The organism is Frankia sp. CcWB3 (genome assembly GCF_977927595.1).
Map to the genome: position 1 here is coordinate 1 of NZ_CDWRCK010000234.1, position 4,167 is coordinate 4,167.

3 protein-coding genes and 1 pseudogene are annotated in these 4,167 nt (G+C 68.3%); all 4 read left to right on the plus strand.

Annotated features, from left to right (window positions below; genetic code table 11):
• Positions 1-247: 247 nt before the first annotated feature.
• On the plus strand, positions 248-958 hold the full coding sequence (locus ACY5KJ_RS16110) for a TetR/AcrR family transcriptional regulator (protein WP_462203737.1): 711 nt from the start codon (positions 248-250) through the stop codon (positions 956-958).
• Between the two features lie 179 nt (positions 959-1,137).
• Positions 1,138-3,120 carry a threonine--tRNA ligase gene (thrS, locus tag ACY5KJ_RS16115; RefSeq protein WP_462187550.1) on the plus strand — a complete coding sequence of 661 codons (1,983 nt, stop codon included), beginning with the start codon at positions 1,138-1,140 and terminating at the stop codon, positions 3,118-3,120.
• 55 nt (positions 3,121-3,175) lie between these two features.
• Complete coding sequence (locus ACY5KJ_RS16120; RefSeq protein WP_462203740.1) at positions 3,176-3,667, plus strand: HEPN domain-containing protein; 492 nt, start codon at positions 3,176-3,178, stop codon at positions 3,665-3,667.
• Positions 3,668-3,743: 76 nt separating this feature from the next.
• Positions 3,744-4,167, plus strand: a pseudogene (locus ACY5KJ_RS16125) (hypothetical protein); the annotation flags it as partial.

Here is a 4,167-nt window from a genome sequence, read left to right on the forward strand (position 1 = left end):
CAGGCCCTAGGTGGCTGTTCGGGCTGGGGCGTTCGGGTGGTGGTTTCGCGGTGGACCATGGCCCGATCGGCGTGGAACGCGACGCACGCCACGCCGCTGCCCTGGCAAACGGATGCGTCTTGGCCGGCTGGGACGTATGCTGATCTTGAAGTCCGGCGGGAACGTGCGGCGCGATCAAGGTGGCGGGTGGCCTTTCCATGCGGATGCATCGGCACGGCGGCGACGGAGCGTGCGGGGGATCAGGCCGGTGTCCCGCCTGATGGCCACCCGGGACGTGCGCACTCCGCATCCTCGGCGGCCGTCCGACCGGGTGCCCTCCGGGGTCCGCGTCTCCCGCGCTCCCGGTCGTCCGAGGGACACCCGCTGCGATGAGGCGATCATCGATGCCGCGCTGCACGAGCTCGCGACGGTCGGCTTCGCGAGCCTGTCGATGGAGGCGGTGGCGACCAGCGCCGGGGTCGGCAAGGCGACGGTCTATCGCCGATGGCCAACGAAGGATGCCCTGATCGGGGACGCGTTGGACACCCTGGCCGACAGTCTCGACGCGGTCGAGACCGGCTCCCTGCGCGACGACCTGGTGGCCTGGCTGAATGCGCTGCGCCGGCACAACCTCCAGTCGTTGTCCGGGCGGATCATGCCGAAGCTCGTCGCCGAGCGGAGCACGCACCCGGAGTTGTTCGCCACCTACTCGCAGAAGGTGATCGAGCCGTCGCGGGAGAAGGCGGCCGCCATGCTCCGGCGCGGCATCGAATCGGGGGAACTCGCCGCGGACGTCGACGTCGACCTCGTCGTCGACATGCTGGTCGGTCCGGTCGCCTATCGGCAGTACATGAGTGGTGACTGCGAGGTGAGCGGAACGCGGATCGCGAAGATCGTCGACACCATCCTCGGTGGCATCCGCTGCCGGGAGGGTGCGCGGCCGACGGCGGAGCCGCCCGCGCCGCACCCGTCACACTGAGCCGCACCCGTCACACTGAGTACCTCGCTCGCCGTACCCCGCTCGCCGGGGGCACCATGCGTCCGCGAGTAGCATCGCGAACGGGCCAGGAAGGCCCGCCGTGGGGCCGCCTGCCGGCCGGCGACGCACCGGCGGTGCGATCCCCGCACCCGTGTTCCCAGCGCAACAGGAGAGATTCGGTGTCCGACGTCCGCCTTACCGTTCAGCACGCCCAGCGCAGCGATCCGCGGGTGGTGCCGACCGGGACGACGGCCGCCGAGCTGTTCGCCGACGACCGGAACGTGATCGCGGCTCTGGTTGACGGCCAGCAACATGATCTCGCTCATGTTCTCGCCGACGGGGCCGTCGTCGAGCCGATCATGATTGACTCGCCGGCCGGGCGGGCGATCGTCCGGCATTCCGCCGCGCACGTCGTCGCCCAGGCGGTCCAGGAACTCTTCCCGAAGGCGCGCCTGGGCATCGGGCCGCCCATCGACAACGGTTTCTACTACGACTTCGACGTCGAGTCCCCGTTCACCCCGGACGACCTCAGGGCCATCGAGAAGAAGGCGCAGGCGATCATCAAGGCCGGCCAGCGATTCTCCCGGCGGGTCGTCACCGAGCCCGAGGCCCGCGCGGAGCTCGCCGACGAGCCGTACAAGATTGAGTTGATCGGGCTGAAGTCGAGTGACGCGGCGGCCGACGACGCCGAGGCGAGTGTCGAGGTCGGGGCGGGCGAGCTGACCATCTACGACAACCTCGACGCGAAGACCGGCGAGCTGTGCTGGAAGGACCTCTGCCGCGGGCCGCATGTGCCCACCACCCGGGCCATCCCGGCCTTCGCGATCCTGCGCTCCGCCGCGGCCTACTGGCGGGGGAGCGAGAAGAACCCGCAGCTGCAGCGCATCTACGGCACTGCGTGGGAGTCGCGCGACGCGCTCAAGGCCTACCAGACCAGGCTGGCCGAGGCCGAGAAACGCGATCACCGCAAGCTCGGCGCGGAGCTTGACCTGTTCTCGTTCCCGACCGAGATCGGCCCGGGGCTGGCGGTCTTCCACCCCAGGGGCGGCGCGATCCGCACCGCGATGGAGGACTACTCGCGGCGCCGGCACATCGAGGCCGGGTACTCGTTCGTCAACACCCCGCACATCACCAAGTCGGAGCTCTACCAGATCTCCGGGCACCTGGACTGGTTCGCCGAGGGCATGTACCCGCCCATGCAGCTCGACGGCGGCACCGACTACTACCTCAAGCCGATGAACTGCCCGATGCATATCCTGATCTTCCGGTCGCGGGGCCGGTCGTACCGGGAGCTGCCGCTGCGGCTGTTCGAGTTCGGCACGGTCTACCGTTACGAGAAGTCCGGAGTGGTCCATGGCCTGACCCGGGTGCGCGGGCTCACCCAGGACGACGCGCACCTGTTCTGCGCCCGCGAGCAGCTACCCGCCGAGCTCGACAGCGTGCTGACGTTCGTGCTCGGGTTGCTGCGCGACTTCGGGCTGACCGACTTCTACCTGGAGCTGTCGACCCGGCCGGAGGGCAAGGCCGTCGGCACCGACGAGGAGTGGGCGCAGGCCACCGAACTGCTGCGGGAGGCCGCGCAGAAGCAGGACCTGGAACTGGTGATGGACCCGGGCGGCGGTGCCTTCTACGGGCCGAAGATCTCCGTGCAGGCCCGCGACGCCATCGGCCGGACCTGGCAGCTGTCCACCATCCAGGTGGACTTCCAGCTGCCGCGGCGCTTCGACCTGGAGTACCAGGCTGCGGACGGGACCCGGCAGCGTCCGTTCATGATCCATCGGGCGTTGTTCGGCACCATCGAGCGGTTCTTCGCCATCCTGTTGGAGCACTACGCCGGGGCGCTGCCGCCGTGGCTCGCGCCGGTGCAGGTGGTCGGCATCCCGATCACCGACGAGCACGTGCCGTACCTGGGCGAGGTCGCCCGGCGGCTCGCCGCGCACGGCCTCCGGGTGGAGGTCGACTCCTCCGACGACCGGATGCAGAAGAAGATCCGTACGGCGCAGAAGCAAAAGGTGCCGTTCATGCTGCTGGCCGGAGATTCCGATGTCGCTCAGGGTGCGGTGTCGTTCCGTTTCCGGGACGGGGCGCAGCGCAACGGCGTGCCGGTGGACGAGGCCGTCGCGGAGATCCTCGACGCGGTGGAGCGTCGCCGCCAGGTCTGAGCCGCGCGGCTGGCCCCGGGCCCCGTTCAGAAGACAGAAGACTCGTGCTGTCCCGGTGGGCCAACTTCTCGGTAGCGGGCCGGAGCCGATGGTTTCGGCCCGCTACCGTCTGGCTACACTTTTGGGGGATGTCGGGGTTTTGCTGGGGCCGGGAGGAGGCAAGCTGAAACCAGCGTGGCGCGAACAGGTCGAGTACTGGGCCGCGGTGGCTTCCGAGCGTGGCGCCGATGCCGCCGTGTTACACGCACAGTCGCGCCAGCTGGCTGCGCTGTACTTCGTGGGTTATGTCGTCGAGGCGTACGCGAAGGCGCTTGCCACGGCTCATGGTAAAATCGTCAGACGAACCCACGTCCTCGTACCGCTACTCGACGACTGCGGAATCCGGCGAGGAGATCTTCCGATGGATCTTTGTGCTTACGTCGATGCGCGCTCGGTCGAGATGCGATACGAACTGGTTCTTCGGCCCGGTATCGACTATGTCACGGAGCTTGCGCGGGCCCGGCGGCTCGCCGCGTACCTCGGGCGCCGGCTCAACCGATTACTCTGATCGTATCTGAGGTACCTGTCTTGGGCCGGCCACTTCGACGTGGCAGCGGGAAGAGCGAGGTCAAGGAGGTGACGGCATGCCGAGTATGCATCAGGAGACAGCGGACCGTGTGCGGGTGGCTGTTCTGGCACGCATCCGCACGCGCGACGAACAGGCAGTGGTGACGGTAAAGCCGGATCCATTCCGGGGCTATCGGATCCGCGTCGTCACGCAGATCTTCAGCGGGCGCTCCCAGCCTGAACGGCGTGAAATCGCACTCGCGGCCGTCCTGCCTGACGCGGACATAGCGTTCATGAGCCTGCTCACCCCCGACGAGGCAGCAGCATCTGCATCCGAGGAAGATCTTCTATCTACGTCACCGGAACTCCCGCTGTGGCCCGACTCGTTGGCGCGCGGTCAGCGCGAGCCGATCGAGGTCCGGCTTCCCTCACGATCGGACGACTTCCTTTCCGAGCCGGTCATCGCCACCTTCTACTCCCTCAGAGGGGACGTAATGAAGT